This window comes from Aeromonas sp. R4-2 (assembly GCF_040908295.1).
Lineage (GTDB): Bacteria > Pseudomonadota > Gammaproteobacteria > Enterobacterales > Aeromonadaceae > Aeromonas > Aeromonas veronii.
The window spans coordinates 203,601-223,644 of the sequence record NZ_JBFODL010000007.1; the positions used below are offsets into that span (position 1 = coordinate 203,601).

At 60.7% G+C, this 20,044-nt stretch carries 14 protein-coding genes and 1 tRNA gene; 6 read left to right on the top strand and 9 right to left on the bottom strand.

Features of this window, described 5'->3' with window-relative positions; all coding sequences use genetic code 11:
• Nucleotides 1-103 precede the first annotated feature (103 nt).
• The 3 genes from AB5Y99_RS03850 to AB5Y99_RS03860 form a co-directional block, all read right to left on the bottom strand.
• A complete protein-coding gene (locus tag AB5Y99_RS03850; RefSeq protein ID WP_368208739.1) occupies nt 104-3,979 on the bottom strand; it encodes an SNF2-related protein in 3,876 nt (1,291 codons plus the stop codon).
• 434 nt (nt 3,980-4,413) lie between these two features.
• The gene (locus AB5Y99_RS03855) at nt 4,414-5,499 is read right to left on the bottom strand and encodes an ATP-binding protein (protein WP_368208741.1); all 1,086 of its coding nucleotides are present in this window, start codon (nt 5,497-5,499) and stop codon (nt 4,414-4,416) included.
• Nucleotides 5,496-6,224: a response regulator gene (locus tag AB5Y99_RS03860; RefSeq protein WP_368208742.1), complete on the bottom strand. Its 729-nt coding sequence runs from the start codon at nt 6,222-6,224 to the stop codon at nt 5,496-5,498. Before AB5Y99_RS03860 ends, AB5Y99_RS03855 begins: the two co-directional genes overlap by 4 nt.
• A 157-nt stretch (nt 6,225-6,381) precedes the next feature.
• Here AB5Y99_RS03860 and AB5Y99_RS03865 point away from each other — a divergent pair, with 157 nt between their 5' ends.
• Together AB5Y99_RS03865 and AB5Y99_RS03870 are read left to right on the top strand one after the other, a co-directional pair.
• Entirely contained in the window at nt 6,382-7,539 is a 1,158-nt protein-coding gene (locus AB5Y99_RS03865) for an efflux RND transporter periplasmic adaptor subunit (RefSeq protein ID WP_368208744.1), read from the top strand.
• A gap of 15 nt (nt 7,540-7,554) precedes the next feature.
• Complete coding sequence (locus tag AB5Y99_RS03870) at nt 7,555-10,689, top strand: multidrug efflux RND transporter permease subunit (RefSeq protein WP_368208745.1); 3,135 nt, start codon at nt 7,555-7,557, stop codon at nt 10,687-10,689.
• An 86-nt stretch (nt 10,690-10,775) separates the two neighbouring features.
• Here the strand turns inward: AB5Y99_RS03870 and AB5Y99_RS03875 are convergent.
• Nucleotides 10,776-10,865, bottom strand: a tRNA-Ser gene (locus AB5Y99_RS03875).
• Nucleotides 10,866-11,304: 439 nt separating this feature from the next.
• Here AB5Y99_RS03875 and AB5Y99_RS03880 point away from each other — a divergent pair.
• Together AB5Y99_RS03880 and AB5Y99_RS03885 are read left to right on the top strand one after the other, a co-directional pair.
• The gene (locus AB5Y99_RS03880) at nt 11,305-12,213 is read left to right on the top strand and encodes a L,D-transpeptidase family protein (RefSeq protein WP_368208873.1); all 909 of its coding nucleotides are present in this window, start codon (nt 11,305-11,307) and stop codon (nt 12,211-12,213) included.
• Between the two features lie 39 nt (nt 12,214-12,252).
• A complete protein-coding gene (locus AB5Y99_RS03885) occupies nt 12,253-13,239 on the top strand; it encodes a DUF481 domain-containing protein (RefSeq protein ID WP_368208746.1) in 987 nt (328 codons plus the stop codon).
• A 116-nt stretch (nt 13,240-13,355) separates the two neighbouring features.
• On the opposite strand, the gene AB5Y99_RS03890 is transcribed toward AB5Y99_RS03885, so the two are convergent.
• The 4 genes from AB5Y99_RS03890 to AB5Y99_RS03905 all read right to left on the bottom strand — a co-directional run bounded on the left by AB5Y99_RS03890 (nt 13,356) and on the right by AB5Y99_RS03905 (nt 17,596).
• Nucleotides 13,356-14,771 carry a DASS family sodium-coupled anion symporter gene (locus tag AB5Y99_RS03890; RefSeq protein ID WP_005334328.1) on the bottom strand — a complete coding sequence of 472 codons (1,416 nt, stop codon included), beginning with the start codon at nt 14,769-14,771 and terminating at the stop codon, nt 13,356-13,358.
• Nucleotides 14,772-15,016: 245 nt separating this feature from the next.
• Entirely contained in the window at nt 15,017-15,742 is a 726-nt protein-coding gene (locus tag AB5Y99_RS03895) for a MaoC family dehydratase (RefSeq protein ID WP_019445964.1), read from the bottom strand.
• 245 nt (nt 15,743-15,987) lie between these two features.
• On the bottom strand, nt 15,988-16,959 hold the full coding sequence (gene rlmF / locus AB5Y99_RS03900) for a 23S rRNA (adenine(1618)-N(6))-methyltransferase RlmF (protein WP_107685117.1): 972 nt from the start codon (nt 16,957-16,959) through the stop codon (nt 15,988-15,990).
• 148 nt (nt 16,960-17,107) lie between these two features.
• Nucleotides 17,108-17,596 carry a C40 family peptidase gene (locus AB5Y99_RS03905; protein ID WP_005334331.1) on the bottom strand — a complete coding sequence of 163 codons (489 nt, stop codon included), beginning with the start codon at nt 17,594-17,596 and terminating at the stop codon, nt 17,108-17,110.
• A 275-nt stretch (nt 17,597-17,871) separates the two neighbouring features.
• Here AB5Y99_RS03905 and AB5Y99_RS03910 point away from each other — a divergent pair, with 275 nt between their 5' ends.
• Together AB5Y99_RS03910 and AB5Y99_RS03915 are read left to right on the top strand one after the other, a co-directional pair.
• Complete coding sequence (locus AB5Y99_RS03910) at nt 17,872-18,594, top strand: 4'-phosphopantetheinyl transferase superfamily protein (RefSeq protein ID WP_368208747.1); 723 nt, start codon at nt 17,872-17,874, stop codon at nt 18,592-18,594.
• A complete protein-coding gene (locus tag AB5Y99_RS03915) occupies nt 18,591-19,439 on the top strand; it encodes a tetratricopeptide repeat protein (protein ID WP_124928933.1) in 849 nt (282 codons plus the stop codon). The genes AB5Y99_RS03910 and AB5Y99_RS03915 overlap by 4 nt, the downstream gene beginning before the upstream one ends.
• A 156-nt stretch (nt 19,440-19,595) precedes the next feature.
• On the opposite strand, the gene AB5Y99_RS03920 is transcribed toward AB5Y99_RS03915, so the two are convergent.
• Nucleotides 19,596-19,838: an Lpp/OprI family alanine-zipper lipoprotein gene (locus AB5Y99_RS03920; protein WP_005334342.1), complete on the bottom strand. Its 243-nt coding sequence runs from the start codon at nt 19,836-19,838 to the stop codon at nt 19,596-19,598.
• Nucleotides 19,839-20,044 lie beyond the last annotated feature (206 nt).

Sequence of the window (20,044 nt, forward strand, 5' to 3'; positions counted from 1 at the left end):
ACGAAGTATCCCGCATCAGCACCCCAAATAAGAAAGGGGAGAACATCCTGGATGTTCTCCCCTTGTCTGTATCGATAGGCGGTATGGAAGGCGGCGTCGCCAATCAGCCCATCAGCAGGGCCCGCAGGCTCTCCACATCCAGCCCGCGCACCTCGGACTGGCCACTCAGCAGGCCATCGGCCAGCGCCCGCTTCTCGTCGTGCAGAGCGACGATCTTCTCCTCCACCGTCTGCTCGCACACCAGCCGGTACACGGTCACCGGCTGGGTCTGGCCCATCCGGTGCGCCCGATCGCTCGCCTGATCTTCCACCGCCGGGTTCCACCAGGGATCGAGGTGCAGCACGGTATCGGCCTGGGTGAGGTTGAGGCCGGTCCCCCCTGCCTTGAGGCTGATGAGGAACAGCGGCACCGCCTCATGACGAAAACGCAGGATGGAGTCCTGACGGGACTTGGCAGAGCAGCCCCCATCCAGATAGCAGTAGTCCCAGGACTTCTGCTCGATACGGGCCCGCAACAGACTCAGCAGATCGACGAACTGGCTGAACACCAGCACCCGATGACCGCCGTCGATCGCCTCTTCCAGCAGGGCCATCGCCTCATCCAGCTTGCTGCTGGTCTGCGACCACTCGGGCATCACCAGCTCCGGCGAGCAGCAGAGACGGCGCAGCCGGGTCAGGCCACTCAGCACATGCATCAGGGCGCGGCCATCGGCGCTTTGCACCTGCTGCACCACTTCACGCCGGGTCGCCTCGTAGAGCTGACGCTCCTCGGGGGAGAGGCTGATGTGGTGAATGATCTCGGTCTTGTCCGGCAGCTCGGTCAACACCTGCTGCTTGAGACGACGCAGGATAAAGGGGCTGATCACCGCCCGCAGCAGCGCCATGTGCTGGGGATCCTTGACCGCCTTGCCAAAACGACGCTTGAACTCGCCAAGGCTGCCGAGCAGCCCCGGGTTGATAAAGGTAAAAAGGCTCCACAGCTCCCCCAGATGGTTCTCGATGGGAGTGCCGGAGAGGGCGAGGCGAAAATCGCCGTCGAGCTGGAACAGCAGCTTGGCACGCTGGGTACCGGCGTTTTTGATCTGCTGCGCCTCATCTAGCACCATGGAAGACCAACGGCGGGACTTGAGCGCCTCCGCCAGGCTGCCAAGCATGCCGTAGTTGATGAGGATCACCTGACCGGCCTTGGCCTCGCGAATAATCCCCTCCCGCTCGGCCGGGTTCTCGAACACCACCACATCCAGTTCGGGGGCAAAACGGGTCACCTCCTCCTGCCAGTTGGTGACCACTGACTTGGGCACCACCACCAGCGCAGGGCCAAGGTGCTGGCGCATCCGCAGCACGATAAGCGCCTGCAGCGTCTTGCCCAGACCCATGTCATCGGCCAGACAGGCACCAAAACCGTGATGGGCCAGGGTCGCCATCCAGCGCACCCCCTCTTTCTGATAGTCCCGCAGGGAGGTAAGCAGCTCGTCCGGGCAATCGACCTCCTGCTGCCACTCCTGCTGAAGGGATTGCCACGCAGCATCCCCTTCGGTGGTAATGACCGAGAGCAGGCGAGTCAGGGGATAGGCCAGCTTGTTGTTGATGCGCTGCTCTTCATCGAGCATGGCCCCCAGCATGGTGAGCCGCTCCACCAGCTTGTCGCTCAGCATCAGGCTGGTCTTCTCGTCGAGCTGAACGGTGCGCTGGCCCGGGGTCATCTGGCGCAGAATAAGGCGCAGATCGAGGATCTGGTGCTCATCAAGCGCCAGTGCCCCTTCGACCTGGAACCAGTCCTGCCGCCGCTCGATGCGCAGGCTCAAAGCCGCTTCATCAAGGCTCTTGAGGCGAGCGCTGTCCTGATGCCAGTGAATGACCACACCGGCATCCACCAGCTCGGGCAGGGCATTGACCAGCGCCAGCGCCTGCTCCCCCTGCAGCAGCCACTCGCTGCCGGGCAGGCCGATGGGCAATTGATTGCGCAGCAACTGGGCCTGCCCCTTCTCGGCCCCGAGATCCCGCTGCCAGTAGTGGTACGCCTTGATCCCCTGCCGCACGATCGCCTCCCCCTTGCCAAGGGGCTGGGGCGGCAGATCCTCAAAACGGGTCACCAGCTTGACCGACAGCTGACCATCCTGCCAATCCAGTTGCACCGAAGGAATGCCCGGCCAGGGAGCCAGTTCGGCGTTGCCGCTAAGCCCCGCAACCTGACTGTGCCAGGGCAACTCGGGAATGGCGTCCAGGGTGCGTTGCAGCTCGGCCAGCCCCTCGGCGGGCAGCAGCGGGATGGATTCGAGCGCTGGCAAGCGGTCGAGCAGCGGCTGCGGGGTGAGGATGAGCTGCCACAGGTCCTGCGCCAGCGGCATGATATGGGCCCCGCGGGCGGCCGCATCGGGGCAGAGCTGCGCACTCATCCCCTGTTCGGTGGCCACCACCTGCAGCAGGGGGGCGCTGATGGCCAGTTGCAGCTTTTGCCCCTTGGCGTTGAACAAACGGGGGTGATCGGCCAGCGGCGCCCAGACATCCCGCGGCAGTCGTCCCATCACCCGTGGCAGGGTGCGGACCAGCGCCCAGTCATGCTCGTCGAGCATGGCGGCATACTGGGTAGAGAGCAGGGCCGGATCGACCCGGCGACCGGCGGTCCACTCCCCCTTGGTACTCAGCTTCTGGATCTTGCACTCCAGCTCGGGGCCGTCGGCATGGAGCAGCCACACCAACCGCTCCTGCGGCTTGCGCACGCCACTGGAGCGTCCCAGCCCCTGCAACCAGTTGAGCCAGCTGGCAGAGGCCGCGGTTTTGTCCTCGTCCCCGTCATCATCCTGCTCGTCACTGCCCTCTTGCGCACTCTCCTCACTACCGCGCAGTTGGCACAGGGGTGCCCCTTTGGCCACCTCGCCCAACAAGATGCGCAGCAGATCCTGACAAAAGGCCATCAGGCGATGATGGGGTTCGGCATCGAGCAGATGGGAGAGATCCCACTTGTGCAACATGGCCACCTGCGGGCTCTGGGCACCGTGACGGGCCAGCGCGCAGAGATCGAGCCAGAGATAGCCCCAGTGGAGCTCCTCCACCGGCAACTGCAGGGTATCGAACAGGCCGACCGCCTGACCGTGGCGATCGCCCGCCCACTGGCTGAGCAGGTCGGCAAGCAGGGGGAACTGGCCAGTCAGGCTGCGCTGCCACTTCTTGCGCTGTTCGCTGGCGATGACGGGATCGGCCTGCTGCAACCAGCCAAGCCAGAGCAGGGCGCTGAATGAACGGGGCCACTGGCCCGCCTCGCCCTCATCGGTTGCCTGCCACTGGCCCAGCGCGGTGAGCAGTCGCTCGCCAAGCGGGCCGCTCTGGCTCTGCTGGGCCAGCGCCTGCAGGGCTGGCCAGCCGGGGGCGGCATCCTGGTCCTCGCCGGTTGGCGATGTGCTCTCGCCATCCCCGCAGAGCCAGCGCCACTCCGCCTCGAACGCTTTGGCGCGGGCCTGCACCTCGGGGGCGCAGCGCACCAGCGCATTGGCCAGCGGCCAGCGCTCTTCATAGGGGGCATCGAGCAAGAGTTGCAGCGAGAAGTGCTCCAGCAACATTTGCTGCCAGGCGGGGCTGGAGCCCGCCAGCAACTGGTGAGCGTCCGGGGTATCGAGCAGGGCCAGCAGATCGCTGGCCGAGAAATAGGTGGGGATCTCCCCCGCTTTGCCGCGACAGAGCTCGCGCACCACCGCATGGGTGAGATCCTGCCCGGTCAATGAGGGCACCCGGCTCCAGTCCGGCGCCGGGCAGAGACCGGCACGCACTCCCAGAATCAGCGCCAGCGTCCCTTCGGCGGTCAGGCTCCACTGCTGCTCCCCGCGCAATCTGACTAGCCCCACATCCTGCAGTCGGGTCAGTTTATCGATCAGGGCATGGCCTATCGCCAGTTGTTCTTGCAGCAAACGGGTACTGGCAACGCGCTGCAATTGCAGGGTGGCGAGCAGGGCATAACTATCCGAAGAGAGGGTGGACGCAGACATCAAGACTCACGGGCAAGTGCAAAAGCGGAATTTTAACGGTAAAGCGCCAGCGGCTCGACCCTTTACCGTGAAATAACTCAAAAAAAAAACGGCCATCCATGATGACCGTCGAAAGTAACGAAGGAAATAGCCGGATCATCCGGTTACCTCCCACAGCGGGAAAATCGGGAGCGCTAGCCCCTAATTCGTGGAGCCAATGCTAGAGGTTGGCGCCCGAAAAAGCTTTGAAGCGGATCACAGTTGAAAAGGATTTCTGAAAACGGTTTCAATTTTTAGCGGCAAAAAACCATGATTTCGCGCCAAATGAGCCATGTCCAAATCCCTCCTGCTCACCCGGCACAAGCAGTAGAAAACCCTATAACGGTCGCTTGTCGAACGCCCCTGTGCGGGCAGCTGTCAGCTGTATAGCTTCATCAGAACCTGCCGCCCGCAGGCTAGGTTTCAGGGCAACCGGACATGGCCGAGATGGGCCAGGAGAGCACGAATCGGCTCCCTCCCCGTCCGGTAGATTGGCAAACCGCGCTGCCGCCGTGGGCCTCGGCAATCGCCTTGACCACGGCGAGCCCAAGTCCGCTGCCGCCGCTCTTGCGCGAGCGTGACGGATCTCCGCGACGAAACGCATCGAAGATACAGGCGGCGATCTCCTCGCTGATGCCTGGCCCCTCATCTTCCACACTCAGGACGCACACACTCTCCGAGCGATACAGCCGCACGGTCAGCAGGCCCGGCAGCGCGTGCTTCTGGGCATTTTCCAACAGCGCCATCAGAGCCTGACGGATACGAAACAGATCGCAGCAGACATGAAGTTCGCTATCGAGCTCCCGCTGCAACACAAATCCGCTCGCCGCCAGAGGGCTGGCAAACGCCTCAAGCACCACGGCAAGCTCGTCGGCCAGCCTGACCTCGGCCCGCTGCAACTCCAGATGACCGCTGTCGTTGAGGCTCAATACCCGCAAATCCTCGATCAGGTGATTGAGCCCCTCCACCTGGCGCAGCAATCCCTCGAAGAGTTCGCTGCTGGGAGGAAATACCCCTTCGGCCAGCCCCTGCAAACGGCCGCGCAAAATGGTCACCGGAGTGCGCAACTCGTGGGCGATGGCGGCATTCCAGAACTCCCGCTCGCGGGTCATGCTCTGCAGCCGCTCGGCCATGGCGTTGAAGTCGCGCACCAGTTGCGCCGTCTCCCCGATCGCCTGCTCATCCTCCGGCACACGGGCATCGAGTTTGCCCTCGGCCACCTCGCGCAGGCTGGTTGCCACCGAGTTGAGGGGAGTCAGGATGCGGCGAGAGAGGCGCACCGCCACGTACAGCGCCATCCCCAATGCAATGAGAATGGTAGAGCCGATCCATAACATCTCGACTCTGGAGGGCACCCAGGTCTCGGAGATGCTGCCCGGCACAAACGCCACGGCAATGCCATAAAACACATAGGTGCCGATCACCGCGAGGGAGATGATACCAAGCGTCATCAGGCCCAGAGAGCGGATGATCTGCCTGCGAAGGCCGGGCGCCGATTTCATGCATCGCCCCCGAAGCGATAGCCAACGCCCCAGACACTGACGGGGACCCCCTGAATGCCGTGTGCCTCCAGTTTTTTGCGCAACTTGCTGATGTGGCTATCCACCGTACGCTCCTGGGTATCCCCCTCCGGCAAGCAGTGAGTCAGCAGTTCGGCGCGGCTGAACACCCGTTTCGGCGCCCGCATCAAAGAGGCGAGCAACTTGAACTCGGTCAGGGTCAGCTCCAGCACCTGCTGCTGGTCATCGCGGAAAATGCTGGCCTCGTGGCTCTCCAGATCGATCTGAAACTGGCCGACCCGCAACACGTTCGCCGTGGCAGGCTTTACGGCTCGGGTGCGCCTGAGCACGGCCTGCACTCGCGCCACCACTTCGGCCGGATTGAAGGGTTTGACCACGTAGTCATCCGCCCCCATGCGCAGCCCCATCAGCTTGTCGAGATCCTGATCGAGGGCGGTCAGCATGATCACCGGCGTGTCGCCGCGCGCCCGGATCTCGCTGAGCACCTGCCAGCCATCCAGTTGCGGCATCTGCACATCCAGCAGCAGGAGATCGGGTTTGAATGCCTGATGCATAGCCAGCGCTTCACGGCCATCGGCGGCGTGCAGGGAGCGCAAGCCATGACGTTGCAGGTAAGCGGCGAGGATGTCGGCGATCTCGGCTTCATCCTCTGCAATCAGAACCAGTGACTGGCCCGCCGGGCTGGCGGAAGCATTGAGATGGGACATAGTCGGACTCGAAAAAAGGTGGCGTTGAACTTTATCATCGCCTCCATGGATTCTCCACAAAGCCTCGAATCATTCGCAATAGCCCCTCGCCATAATGGCCGCTCGATGCACTCTCCGGCCACATCACACCGGAGAGACGGTTTAACGAGGTGAGTGGATGATGTTTGTAAAACAGCGGTATGCGGGCGCCCTGCTCGCCGTCATTGCCGCATTCGGGTTGGCGGGTTGCGATGTCGCGCCGCAAGAGCAGGAGGCACCCGCCCCTCCTCAGGTGTCGGTGCTGACTCTGACTGGTCGGGAGCTGGTCATCAGCGAGGATCTGCCCGCCCGGGTGGCGGCACTGCGCAGCGCCGACATTCGCGCCCAGATTAGCGGCATCGTACAGCGCCGCCTGTTCGAGCAGGGCGCCGAGATCAGCTCAGGCACAGTGCTGTTCCAGATAAACCCGGCCCCCTTCAAGGCCGATGTCGACAGCGCCGCCGCCGCATTGCAACGGGCTGAGGCCGTGCTGGCCCGCGCCCGCATCCAGATTGACCGCCTGAAGCCGCTGCTGCGCACCGACGCCATCAGCCGCCAGACCTATGACGATGCGGTCTCCCAGCGGGATCAGGCGGCCGCCGATGTGGCCCAGGCCAGGGCGACCCTGGCCCGGCACCAGCTGAACCTGCAATTTGCCAGCGTGGAGGCCCCCATCTCTGGGCGCATCGATCAGGCGCTGGTGAGTGAAGGGGCCCTGGTGTCGCCCACCGATGCCACCCCCATGGCCAGGATCCAGCAGATTGATAAGGTCTACGTCGATGTGCGTCAACCGGCCTCGGCGCTGGAATCCATGCGCCAGCAGGCTGGCTCAACGGCACCGGAACTGGCGGTGGAGATCCTCGGCAGCAATGGCACACCGCTGGGGATGCAGGGGCACATCCTCTTCTCCGGTATCGAGGTCGATGCCGGAACCGGCGACGTGCTGCTGCGGGTGCTGGTGGATAACCCTGAGCGGCGCCTGTTGCCCGGCCTCTATGTGCAGGCGCGCATCCCCCGTGCCCGCTATGCCAACGCCCTGACCGTGCCCCAGCAGGCGGTAGTTCACACCTCGGGTCAGACCAGCGTGTGGGTGGTGGATGGCCAGGGGCTGGCACAGCTGGTTCCGGTCAACACCGCTGAACTGGTGAATAACCAGTACCGCATCGCGTCCGGGCTCAGTGCCGGGCAACAGGTGGTGATCGAAGGGATCGACCGTCTGACACCGGGGGTTCAGGTCACAGCTTCCCCCTGGCAACCACCCGCCGTCAGCCAACCGGCTGACGGTGGCATTCGCTGAATCGGAGAGTTATCCATGCCGCAGTTTTTTATCCATCGCCCGGTGTTTGCCTGGGTGATCGCCCTGTTCATCGTGCTGGCAGGGGTCATCGCCATCCCCAAGCTCCCCATCTCCCGCTATCCCTCGGTGGCGCCGGTGTCGGTGACCCTCTATGCCACCTATCCGGGCGCCACGCCGCAGACCCTGAACGATGCGGTGGTGAGCCTTATCGAGCGCGAGCTGTCGGGAGTGAAGAGCCTGCTCTACTTCGAGTCCTCGGTGGACGCCTCGGGCAGCGCGCAGATCACTGCTACCTTCAAGCCGGGCACCGATCCGGAGCTGGCCCAGATGGACGTGCAAAACCGCATCAAGGCGGTCGAACCTCGCTTGCCACAAGCGGTGCGGCAAACCGGCCTGCAGGTGGAGTCCGCCTCATCCGGCTTTCTGATGATGGTCGGCATGACCTCACCGGATGGCCGCTTCGATGAGGTTGCCCTCAACGACTACATGGCACGCAATATTGTGCAGGAGCTGCGCCGTATCGACGGGGTAGGACGAGTGCAGCTGTTTGGCGCCGAGCAGGCCATGCGCATCTGGGTCGATCCGGCCAAACTCGCCGCCTACGGGCTGACCATCGGCGAGGTGGCGCAGGCCATCGAGCAGCAGAACATCCAGATTGCACCGGGACGCCTCGGTGATGAACCCGCCCTGCCGGGGCAACGCCTGACGGTTCCCCTCACGGTTCAAGGGCAGCTGACGACCCCCGAGGCATTCGCCGCCATCGTGCTGCGAGCCGGTGGTGATGGCGCCAAGCTGGTGCTGGGTGATGTCGCCCGGGTCGAGCTGGGGGCGCAATCCTACGCCTTTTCCAACCGGGAGAACGGCGTGGCCGCCACCAGCGCCGCCATCCAGCTCTCCCTCGGCGCCAACGCCGTGCGTACCGCAGATGCGGTGCGCACCCGTCTCGCCCAGCTCGCTCCCACCCTGCCGGCAGGCATGGCCTATTCGATCCCGTTTGACTCGGCCCCCTTCGTCAAGGTCTCCATCGAAAAGGTGATCCACACCCTGCTGGAAGCCATGGTGCTGGTGTTTCTGGTGATGTTTCTCTTCCTGCAGAACCTGCGCTACACCCTGATCCCGGCCATCGTCGCCCCCATCGCTCTGCTTGGCACCTTCGCGGTGATGCTGCTGGCCGGTTTTTCGATCAACTCCCTCACCATGTTCGGCATGGTGCTGGCCATCGGCATCATAGTCGACGACGCCATCGTGGTGGTGGAGAACGTCGAGCGCCTGATGGCCACCCGTGGGCTGTCGCCCCGGGAGGCGACGTCGCAAGCCATGAAGGAGATCACCGGAGCGGTGATCGGCATCACCTTGGTGCTCACGGCGGTGTTCCTCCCCATGGCGTTTGGCAGCGGCTCGGTGGGGGTCATCTACCAGCAGTTCACCCTGTCGATGGCGGTGTCGATCCTCATTTCGGCCTTCCTCGCCCTGACCCTGACGCCTGCGCTCTGCGCCACCTTGCTGCGTCCGGTCAGTCCGGATCATCATGAAAAGCGCGGCTTTTTCGGTACCTTCAACCGGGGTTTCGAGCGGTTCACGGCGGGTTACGGTGCGCGGGTAACCCGGCTGGTCGGGCGCAGCGGACGGATGATGGCAACCTTTGCCGCCCTCTGCGCCGTGCTGGCCATCGCCGCCGCCCAGCTGCCCTCCTCTTTCCTGCCGGACGAGGATCAGGGCTACTTCATGACCTCCATCCAGTTGCCAACCGGCGCCACCAGCGAGCGTACTCTTGAGGTGGTCAAGGCCTTCGAAGCTCACGTCGCCTCTCGCGAGGTGCTGGACACCAACCTGGTGGTGCAGGGCTTCAGCTTCTCCGGCGCAGGCCCCAATGCCGCCATGGCCTTCACCATGCTCAAAGATTGGGATCAGCGTCATGGCGCCACGGCAGCCGAAGAGGCAGAGCTGGCACAAGCGGCTATGGCAAACATTCCTGAAGGCACGGTAATGAGTCTGCTGCCGCCCGCCATCGACGAGCTGGGCACCGCCTCCGGCTTCACCCTGTTCCTGCAAGACAGGGCCAATAGGGGGGAAGCCGCGCTGCTGGCCGCTCAGGCCCAACTGCTGGAACTGGCCGCCAAAAGCCAGGTAGTCAGTGATGTGTATCCCGACAATCTGCCTCCCGGCGAGAGCATTCACCTCGAGATCAACCGACAGAAGGCTGAAGCCATGGGACTCTCGTTCGCCAGCGTAAGCAGTACCCTGTCGGCCGCAATGGGGTCGCTCTACGTCAACGACTTCCCCAACGGTGGGCACATGCAGCAGGTCATTCTGCAGGCCGACGCATCGGCGCGCATGCAGCTCGATGACGTGCTCGGCCTGCGGGTGCGCAATGCCAGCGGCGGCATGGTCCCCTTGCGGGAGGTGGTGACACCGGAATGGCGCGAATCGCCGCAACAGATGATGCGCTTCGATGGCTTCCCTGCCGTGCGTATTGCCGGAGGGGCAGCGCCCGGCATCTCCAGCGGAGCGGCGATGGCGGAGATGGAGCGTCTGGTGGCGCAATTGCCGCCAGGCTTCGCATTGGCCTGGACGGGACAGTCGTTGCAAGAGCGCCAGTCGGCCGAGCAGGCCCCCCTGCTGATGCTGCTGTCGGCGCTGGTGGTCTTCCTGGTGCTGGCGGCACTCTATGAAAGCTGGTCGATCCCGCTCTCGGTGATGCTGGTGGTGCCTCTGGGCCTGCTCGGTGCCGTCGCGGCCGTGATGCTGCGCGGCATGCCCAACGACGTCTTCTTTAAAGTAGGCATGATCACCATCATCGGTCTATCGGCCAAGAATGCCATCCTCATCGTGGAGTTTGCGCGCCAGTTGCACAGTGAAGGACGCTCGCTGCTTGATGCAGCTGTCACTGCTGCCCGCCTGCGCCTGCGCCCCATTCTGATGACCTCGCTGGCCTTCACCCTCGGGGTGGTGCCGCTGATGCTCGCCAGTGGCGCCAGCGCGGAGACCCAGCACGCCATTGGCACCGGCGTGTTTGGCGGCATGATCAGCGGCACCCTGCTGGCCATCTTCTTCGTACCGGTCTTTTTTGTCTTCATCATCGGGGCGCAGCAGCGTCTGCACTCCTGGCAGGCACGGCGAACATCCAACAGCATGGCTCCGGCTCGATGACCACAGATACACAGGCGGCTGGATAGTCCCTCAGCACATCACCAAAAGAAAAAGCCCAACCTGCGAAACAGGTTGGGCTTGGTATGTGGCGGAGAGACAGGGATTCGAACCCTGGGTGGCATTGCTGCCACAATTGATTTCGAGTCAATCCCGTTCGGCCACTCCGGCATCTCTCCGTGGGGAGAGAGTTTTACCCAAGCTGGGCCGAGGATGCAATAAAAATTTCTTAGATATCAAATGGCTGAATCAGCTATCTGGGAGCAGGCTCACAATGCGGCGCGTGCTGTTCGCGTTGCGAGGCCACTCTTGTATGGCCCTGTATCCACCCGCTCGCACACCCGGCCATTATCCATATCGTGATATTCACCCATTGCCATGAGGCGTCTCTTTTTCCTGCTTGGCGCTCAAATTTATGGGTGATGCCGATTTTCGCAGGTTTCCTATGTATCCCCACATCATTGCGAGTGCGCGGCAAGCTGGTAATCATGGGCTGATTGAGGAACAATCGCGCCATTCTGGCGGCTGTGTTGATGATGTTCCGCCCCGATTGAACTGATGGATCTTCTTATGCGATTGCCGAAACTCAAGCCCCTACCCTTAACGCCCGCCCTTTCCATGCTGCTGGCAGCGATCCTGCTCTGCGCGGCGCCGGCAGAGGCCAAACGCTACCCGCTGCCACCAGCCGGGAGTCGCCTCATCGGTGAGCTGGAGGATTACATCATCCAGCAGAATGAGCATCTGGAGCTGGTTGGCAAAAATACACAAATTGGATTTTTGGCGCTGCTTGAGGCAAATCCGGGTGTAGATCCCTATTTACCCAAGCCGGGTACCCGCTTAACGCTGCCCACCCAGATGCTGCTGCCTGATGTGCCTCGCGAAGGGATCGTCATCAATCTGCCCGAACTGCGCCTCTACTACTTCCCCAAAGGGAAGAATGAGGTCATCGTGCTGCCCATCGGGATTGGCGATATCGGCCGCGAAACACCCGAGATGACCACCACCGTCATCGAGAAGAATCCCAACCCGACCTGGGTACCCGGCCCCATGGTGCGCAAATCCTGGCTGGAGCAAAAAGGGATCACCCTGCCCGCCGTGGTGCCCCCCGGCCCGGAGAATCCCCTTGGCAAGTTCGCCATGCGCCTTGGTTATGGCAAACGCGACTACCTGATCCACGGCACCAACAAGGATTTTGGCGTTGGCCTGCGGGTGAGTGCAGGCTGCATCCGGCTGCGACCTGACGATATTGAGGCCCTGTTCAAGATTGTGCCGATTGGCACGTCGGTGCGGGTCATCAATCAACCGGTCAAGGTAGCCATCGAACCGGATGGTCGGCGCTGGCTGGAGGTACACTCCCCGCTCTCCCGCACCGAAGATGAGCTTGAAAATGGCGCCCCGCTGGTGCTATCTCCGGCCATAGAGAGCTTTATCAGTGCACCTGACGTGATGCAGGATGAGGTGACGGCGGCACTGGAGAGCAAAAACGGCCTGCCCCGCCCCATCAGCAGCCAGCTTGTCAGTGGCTAAGTCACCAGCGCCCGAGTCGCACCGGAGTCACCTTACCTCATGAAATACCTGCTTCTCATGCTCATGGTGGTCTGCCACCCCCTGTGGGCAAAAGACATTCTCTGGATGAACAATGGCGATCGTCTGACCGGTACCATCGAAGAGATTGGCGATGAGTCGGTACGCATCTCTTTGCCCTATACCGGTGCCGTTACCGTCAAGCGGGATGCCATCAAGCGCTGGCGACTAGAGCATCAGGATAAACCCAAGGCGACCGCCAAAGGTGGATTCACCCTGTTCAAGGATGAGCAGGATGAACGCAAGGCCTGGCTCTGGACCGGTAGTGGCGATCTCAACATCAAGCTCAAACACAAGGACAAGCACACCAACAACGTCAACTTCAAGGGCAAGACCGAGTTGGCCAATCTGGACTGGCGCTACAGCCTCTCCGGAGAGTACTCCTACGAAACGTCTGACAGCGTCACCGATAACCACGACTACAAGCTGAACCCGACCATTGACTACTTTTTCGATCAACAGTGGTTTGTGCGCAGCTCGCTCAATGCCGAATATGACATGCTGGAGAGCAACTACCTCAGCCTCGACTATGGTACCGGGCCGGGTTACCGCTTCTGGAACGAAAAGCGCCGTCGGCTGGAGTTCGTAGCGCAGGGGGGTCTGCGCAAGGCCTACTTCAGGGAAGAGAGCGGGATTGGGTTGCTCTTCAAAGGCAACCGGATCATCGACTATCCCTTTGCCAGCATGAACTGGGATTATCGCCAACCCATCCCGATATGGCGGGAAAAACTGGAGCTGTTCAGTCAGGGGCGCTATCTGCTCTATCTGGATCAACCCTCACCCTATATCACTCTGAATCGAGATGTGACCGGCAGCGTGGGCCTGCGCTACTACTTCAACGACCACCTGCGCCTCTCCTGGTCGAGCGAGATGGAGTGGGAAGATGGCGAAGTCCATTTCGTCGGTCTCGAGCAAAAGTACAAAGAGACCGAATTCAGGCACCTGCTCAATCTGGGCGCCAGTTTCTGAGTCAACTGCAAACAGAAAGAGGAGCCAAGTTGGCTCCTCTTTCTGTTTTGGTCATCACCTGCCATGGCACTTCTCCGATGATGGAGCAGGCAACAGATGAGAAACCGGCCGTACGCTCAGATCAGCCCCCAGGCGGCAATCTGGTAGATCCATACCATCGCCAGCAGGGTGCCGACCAACCCCATGATGACACCGATGCGCACCATCTGGTGACTCTCCACCAGACCGGTGGCGTGGGCCAGCGCATTGGGCGGGGTACTGATGGGCAGCGACATCCCGAGCGAAACCGAAATAGTGACGGCCAGGATCAAGGTGTGGCTGCCGCCCCACTCTGCCAGCTCCGGCATGCTGACTGCCAGTGCCGCCACCAGTGGCAGCAACAGATTGGCGGTTGCGGTGTTGGACATAAAGTTGGCCATCACCACCGCCAGCAGACAGGCACCAATGAGCACCGCCAGCGTGGAGTATTCGTGGAACGGAATATGGGTGATGAGCCGCTCGGCCAACCCGGAGTCCTCCAGCGCCAGCCCCAGCGCGATACCGCCCGAGACCAGCCAGAGCACGTCGAGGGAGATCTTGTGCAGATCGTCCTTGGTGATGATGCCGGTGGTCAGGAACACAGCTACCGGGATCATGGCGACCACGTAGGAGCTCATGCCGTGCAGATCCCCCAGTAGCCAGAGCACTATGGTGGTGATAAAGGTGAGGTAGACCACCCAGGCGCGAGGGGTCTGCATAAAGCGCCCCTCAATCTTGAGATCCATCCGCTTGAGGGTGCTCGGGAAGAAGCGCCCCAGCAGGAACCAGCCAAGCAGCAACAGCAATACCACAAAGGGCACCGCAAATCCCATCCACTGACCGAACGAGATGGCATGCTCGCCGGTCAGGTATTTGAGGGCCACTGCGTTGGGCGGAGTGCCGATGGGAGTGCCGATCCCGCCGAGGTTGGCCGCCAGCGGAATGGCCAGCACAAAGCCGATTTTGGCCGGGTCCTTGTCGGGAAACGCCGCCAGCACCGGGGTAAGGATGGCCAGCATCATGGCGGTGGTGGCGGTATTGCTCATAAACATGGAGAAGGTGGCGGTGATCAACATCAGCCCCAGCATGACGATCCGGGGATCCTGACCGAACGGGCGCAGCAGCACCCGCGCCAGATTGACGTCCAGATGGTACTTGGTCGCCGCAATGGCGAGGAAAAAACCACCGAGAAACAGCATGATGACCGGCGAGGCAAAGGTCGCCATCACCTCGGTGGACTTGAGCAGCTCACCAAACCCCGGTTCAGCCTTGTCGGCAGTCATGAACCAGAGCCCCTTGTCGGAGAGTAGCAGCAGCTCCAGCACGATGATCAGCACCGAGGTAGCAAAGATAGGGATGGGCTCCAGGATCCAGCAGAGAGCGGCCAGCACGAAAATGGCCACGACCCGCTGCTCGATGACGGTGATCCCCTCCAGCGGGATCCAGTGGGTCGGGATCAGCAGGATGGTGAGGCTCAGCAGCAGTGGCAGAATAATCTTGTTATTGATGGGCACTATTGTCTCCAGGATCGGGAGTAAGAAGCCAATAGTGGCATAACATGCTATCGCCTCACGCGGCCAACTCGCCAAAATGAGAGCTGGCTAACTGCACGGCGCACCGTTTTGTGAGTCATATCAAGCTGGGGTCGGCGCGCTATGGCTGACGCCTCAGCCCTTGCAACAAACAGGAAAAAAAACGGGCCCGCTGTTCGTTGCACACGACTGCGGGCCCGTTTCACCATTCATGCCGATGAGAGAGCTCAGAAGTAGATGCGGGTCACCGACTCGATGACGCAACCCGGGCGGCGGATCCCTTCGATCTCAACCTTGATCTCTTTGAGCAACTCCAGCCCACCCTTGATGGGGGTGACCCGGGCCAGCTTGGTGCGGGCGCGGATGTTGCTGTCCACCTTGATGGGGTACGGGAAACGTACCTGATCCAGCCCGAAGTTCACCACCATGCGGGCGGTCGGGAACTCGGGGGTGGCCTCATCGACCGAGCCGGTCAACTGCGGCAGCAGCGCCAGGGTCAGGAAGCCGTGGGCGATGGTGGTCTTGAAAGGCGACTCGGCGGCCGCGCGCTCCGGATCGGTGTGGATCCACTGATGATCCCCGGTCACGGCAGCAAACTGATCGATCATCTGCTGGCTGACGTGCAGCCACTCGCCGACATGAGTCTCTTCACCAATGCGAGCCTGCAGGGCGGCATAGAGCTCGGCCGCCTCGGCCCCCAGCTCAACTGCGGGTTCCTGAGCCACGGCAGGCTGACCGTTGGCTACTTGTGCCACGGTTGCTGCATCCTGTTGCTGCTCGCTCTGGGACTCGGCTTGCAAGTCCAGCACACGCCCCAGCAAAGGATGAAGATGTGCCTTTTGCTGAAACTCACGCCAGTAGTCGCGGATCGCCGGAGAGAGCCAATCCTTGAGCTCAAAGGGGTGCTGCGCCAGAATTTCGCGCTTGCGCTTCAGAAAATCGACAACTTTCATCTACCGATCCCTATTTGATTCAATGCCTGTAAAGAGGTCTAACCAGTCCTATTTTATTAAAGTTTCAGCTGTAAGTGCAAAAAAATCTCGGCGTACACCTGTACCAAGGCGGAAGTAACTACTTACACCATGTAAACCAGCACGATCTGCCAATGAGGAAATCGATTGCCAAAGATACCGCCAGCAGAGGAAATTCGCGGTGCTCATCATGAAAAAAGGCCCTCATCGGGCCTTGTGGTGGGGATTCAGCGCACGCCCGACCAACCGTTACGCAATCCCTCCTCATCCAGAAAGGACCAGGCGAGGATCCGGCTAACCTTGTTGCCCTGCGCCATGTCGATCACCCGTACCTTACGCGCACCCACCCGGCTCAACGCCTTTTTCGCCCCCGGCAGGTTCTCTTTTTTCGACACCAGCGAGCTGAACCAGAGACACTGAGTGGCAAACTCCTTGCTCTGGGCAATCATGTTGGCCAGAAAGGCCGCCTCGCCCCCTTCGCACCAGAGCTCGGCCTTCTGGCCGCCGAAGTTGAGCACAGGAGCGCCTGTCACCTCCTTGCCCAGATTGCGCAGCTTGCGCTCCGTCCCCTTGCTCGCCTCTTCCAGCGATGCATGGAACGGCGGATTGCACAGCGTCAGAGCGAAGCGCTCCTTTGGCCCTATGATGCCGCGAAACACATGGTTGGGGTTACCCTGCAGACGACACTCAATCTGGTTGCCGAGTCCGTTGCTTTTGGCCAGCAGGGTGGCCGCCTTGACCGAGACCGGATCGATATCCGATCCCACAAAACGCCAGCCATATTCGCGGGCCCCCAGCAACGGATAGATGCAGTTTGCCCCCACCCCGATATCCAGCACCCTCACCCCCTTGCCGGTAGGGAGCTGGCCTGCGCTCTCGGCCAACAGGTCGGCTGCCCAGTGCAGGTAGTCCACCCGTCCCGGGATAGGTGGGCAGAGGTAACCGGCAGGCAAGTCCCAGTGGGCAATCCCGTAGTGATGGGCCAGCAGGGCACGATTGAGGGTCTTCACTGCATCGGGATTGGCAAAATCGATGGTGCGGGTGCCGTAGTCATTGATAAATACGTGGGCAGCCAACTCGGGAGTTCGCAGGCAGAGCGCCTCAAAGTCGTAACCCGCCTGATGGCGATTACGGGAGTGAAGTCCGGATTTGCGGTCGCCCGACTTGGGGCCACCGGCTGATGGGATGCGGGGTTTCATGCTGAGCCTGCCGAAGAAAACGGGCCCACACTATAGTGATTTGACTCGGGAAAGTCTAAACGAGGGCAATAAAAAACCGGGCTATCGAGCCCGGTTCAAGTGAGGTTGGAAAAACAGTCCGTACTGCGAGCCGTTTGTCCAGCCTGACTCAGATATCGATCCGGCGAGCTTGCCAGAACTTGTTGCGCCAATATTGGCTATCCAACTTGGAGCGCGTCACACCGGCTCGGGTCGAGGCATGGATGAATTCGCCATTGCCGACATAGATGCCAACGTGGTTGAGACGACGATTGATTTTGAAGAAGACCAGATCACCCTCGACCAGATCCTGCTTGGAAACGCGCGTCCCTTCATGGACTTGGGAGCGGGTATCGCGGGGTAATTCGATACCGACGGCATTGCGGAACACTTCACGGGCAAAGGCGGAACAGTCGATACCGCGCTGGCTGCTGCCACCCATACGGTACGGAACACCACGCCACTCTTTATATACAGTCAGGATTTCATTCACATCGGGTGTCTGGGAAGCTTCCGGTTCGATGACAGGTTCAACCATGGAAACTTCGATCTTGCTCGCGACCTCGGGTTGGGGTGCCGAGGCACAACCCACCATTCCGAGCGCGACCAGCAGTAGCATCAGGTGGCGCAATCCTTTATCCCCGCTAAATAGTAAATCTTGTTAAAATACGGCCCCAAAGGGCAATTTATAAGGCAACAGCACCCGACTATATCCAAGAATTCTATCGAGGCAAGTGAAAATCCCTATCAAGCTCACATTTTTGCAAGGAAATGCACGATTTTTCATAATTAATGTGATCATGCCCAAACAATATACAATCGCAAAAAGAGCCTTGGGCCTCATAGATAACTGGCTTTTATCCCTGCTTCAGCACCTTTTCAAAGTGAAAAATCATGATCGAAACCGATCTTTTTTTGTTAAAACCGGCCAGGGTATGCCAAGAGCTGCTTGCTCAATTGCCTGAATGGCTGTCAACCGATGAGCAGCATATCTGGCAAACCATGACCCATCCTGAACGGCGTCAGGAATATCTGGTGAGCCGCGCCCTGCTGCGCCAGCTATTGGCCGAGCGGCTGCAACAACCTGCAGCCACTCTGCAATTTTGCAACGGCCCCCACGGTAAGCCCCGACTGCATGATGATGCGTGGCAGTTCAATCTGAGCCACAGTGGCAGCTGGCTGGTGTTGGCGCTCTGCCCGCATGGGCCGCTTGGAGTGGATATCGAACTGGGCAAACGGCGGCATCATCCCCTCCCCCTGGCCCGCCGGTTTTATGCACAGAGTGAATATGAGTGGCTCTGCGCACTGCCTGCCCAAGAGCAGGAGAGTGCCTTCTACCGGCTCTGGTCACGCAAGGAGGCGGTACTGAAAGCCCACGGTGGCGGCATAGCGGCGGGACTGGAGAAGGTGCGGTTTCTCCCGGAGGAAGGGTGGCGACTCGACAACCGGCTCGATGACACCCCTTATCAGGTACAGGATTGGCCCTTTGCCAGCGGCTGGCTCAGCCTCGCGGCGGCGGCAACCCCCGTGGCCTTTTACCGGCTGGATGAGCGCTTGAATTGCCACTCGCTTAACCCCATCTTACTTAACACCCTTTCTGAAGAGTCCAACTCATGATCGTCGACATTACTCCCCAGAATTTTCACGCAGAACTTATCGATGCGTCCATGAAGAAGCCGGTCGTCATCTATTTCCATGCTCCGCAGATGCCGGAGTGCCAGGGGATGACACCGCTGATCGAATCACTGGTTGGGCCCGCCAATGAGCAGGTCACCCTGGCCAAGGTGGATATGAACGATCCCCAGCTGCAACCGCTGGCCAGCCAGCTCGGCCTGCGCGCCCTGCCGGCGCTGGTGCTGTTCCATCAGGGTCGCCCTGACGAACAGGGGATCATCGAAGGGCCGCAGGATGAAGCCACCCTGCGCCAGTATTTCTCCGCCTTCGCCCCCAAAGAAGAGGAAGAGTTGCTGGCCAAGGGACAACAGGCGCTTGCTGACGAGCAGCCCAGCATCGCCTATGCCCATCTGACCAAGGCACACCAGCTGGCCCCTGAACGCCACGACATCAGCCTGTGGCTCATTCAAGCTGCGCTCGACCTCAACCTGCTGGATGAAGCGCAGGAGCGCCTCGGCACCATCCCGATGGCGGCGCAGGATGGTCACTTCCATACCCTGAGCTCACGGCTGGCGCTGGCCCTGCAAGCGGCAGACAGCCCGGAACTGCGCGCGCTGGAAGCCCGTCATGCAGAACAGCCCGATGATTTTGCCCTGGCTCAGGAGCTGGCAGTGCAATACAACCAGGCAGGCCGTCAGGAAGAGGCGTTGGGACTGCTGCTGGAGATCCTCAAGCGGGATTTGGCATTCGGCGATGCCAGAAAGACCTATCTCGATATTCTGGCGACCATGGGCAGCACACCGGCGGCGCAGAGCTACCGTCGCAAACTCTATAGTCTGCTCTACTGATCGGAATCGAACTGGCTGGTAATGATGGGGGAGTGCCGGGAGACCGGCATGACCTCATGGGTCAAGTACGAAGAAGGTATTGTGGGAATAGTGGAGATACGGTGAATTTCAGGCAAAAAAAAATGGCGCAAAACTGCGCCATTTTTTTCGCATGGATTACTTCTTGTAGGAAGTAGCCATGTTGTCGATGCGCTGGTTAGCACGCATAGCTTCTTGCTTGGCTTCGGCAACATCAGCAGCGATTTTGGACTGATCAGCACGAACTGCGCTAACATCTTGAGCCAGTTGGTCAACTTTGTTAGACAGATTCTGAACGGAAGTTTCCAGTTCGCTGGTGTTTGCACAACCGCCCAGCAGAGCGGACAGACCAACAACACCTACCAACAACAATTTTTTCATTTTTAAAGCTCCCTTGAACTCGCCAGACGTTTAGCAAGCGGCGTGATTATGGCACAAAAAAATCCTACTTTGCATAGTCCCCACCACAGATAAATGCATTAAAACCCTCATTTTTTTTTGAATGAACAGTTTTTGTCCAGATTCGTCTAAAAAATGAGTGCCGTGTGGTGGGGGCACGGACAAAGGTTAACCAAATTTTTGCCTTA